This is a genomic window from Pseudomonas sp. IT-P2 (assembly GCF_949767575.1).
GTDB classification, from domain to species: Bacteria; Pseudomonadota; Gammaproteobacteria; order Pseudomonadales; family Pseudomonadaceae; genus Aquipseudomonas; species Aquipseudomonas pharyngis.
In genome coordinates, this window is record NZ_CATKQA010000027.1 from 1 (window position 1) to 1364 (window position 1364).

Annotated in this window: 2 protein-coding genes; both read right to left on the reverse strand. The window is 39.9% G+C overall.

Features of this window, described 5'->3' with window-relative positions; translation table 11 throughout:
* Positions 1 to 89 precede the first annotated feature (89 nt).
* Positions 90 to 623, reverse strand: coding sequence for a hypothetical protein (locus ACM6JM_RS16015; protein ID WP_134333932.1), 534 nt, complete (start codon positions 621 to 623; stop codon positions 90 to 92).
* A 385-nt stretch (positions 624 to 1008) separates the two neighbouring features.
* The gene (locus ACM6JM_RS16020) at positions 1009 to 1248 is read right to left on the reverse strand and encodes a hypothetical protein (protein ID WP_207273881.1); all 240 of its coding nucleotides are present in this window, start codon (positions 1246 to 1248) and stop codon (positions 1009 to 1011) included.
* Positions 1249 to 1364 lie beyond the last annotated feature (116 nt).

Sequence of the window (1364 nt, forward strand, 5' to 3'; positions counted from 1 at the left end):
GGGACAGATTTATTAAATATAATAAATCCGTCTCCTTTTCTCTAAATAAATCAGCCCCCCTTTTCTCTTTCTCTTTTTTTCTCTCCGACCTAATAACGAATCCACTTTCCTGTAGGTATTAACGCTGGACCAGCGGGATCAACCAAATAAAGCCATTCTGGCTCATGACCAACCGTACCGATCAAAACACCTAACGTTTCAGGATGATCGGGCATCGCACCTGAATGGATTGCACCAACATAACTACCTTCACCGTACGAATTGCGTAACTGATAACGTAATGAACCATCAGCATTATAAATCGCGGCATTGTTTGGGTACCCAAAAAACCATGGAGCCTTGGAGCATTTGAATTTGTTAGGTTTTTGCTCAAACACCACCAACACTCCTGTTCTATCAGGGAGTATGTAGGGAATACCAGCAGCAAGGAATGGGACCTCTTCACCATCCTCAACGACTATAAAAGTCACCATATCTACCACTGGACTAACCTTTACATACTTAAGGTGTTTCATTTCAACTTCAAAATCAGTCTTGCATCCCTGCCAGTCGTAGAACTCTTCAAAAACTGTTCCATCAGCATGGACTATCTCATTCCGAACACAGAAAACAAGATCATTCATTTCAATAACCTCAAGCTATCAACATCAACATCATATAATTCAGGATTTGTCCGAGGAGTTTTATCCATGAAATTAACTTGATGCGCACCACCTGAAAGTCTAACTTTTTGATCTGCGTCCCACATATCACCTGCAGCTCCCTCGCGAACCCCCACTCCCGGCTTCACGGTAAATTCAACCTTGTACAAACTTCCCGTTTTAAACTCGGTAAAAAAAGGGGACAGATTTACAATTAAATAAATCTGTCCCCTTTTTTTATTCCTTTTTTTATTGCCTTTTTTTATTTTTGGCTTTTTATTGGAATTGATCCGTTGAAGTCAAGATCGCCTGATGTAGGTATAAAACTGCTTACTTCTGCACCAACGAACCAATTAAAACGCTAATACTATTCGTAAATCTTGGATGCAAACAATATTTTTGCAAATGTCTGCCAACTAGGGGTGAAGGCTTCCTCATCTCCAGAGTTCATTGCATATAAATTCATTGCTCGAATCCAAGCTTCCATTGCATCCAAAAACCTTTCCAGCGTAGGGTTTTCCCACTCGCCTGAATTCAACTCCAAGTCTTCCTTAAGCCCACAAATAAAATCTGCAAACTCCTCTCTTGTTTTAATATTCTCAATCATTTTATCTAAATCCACAAGTCACCTATTTACAAACCCCACGAACACAAATTATAGAGCCGTTGTTTGGTGTAGTCATCTTCCTTCCAATTTCCTTGAAAACAAAAGGGGACAGATTT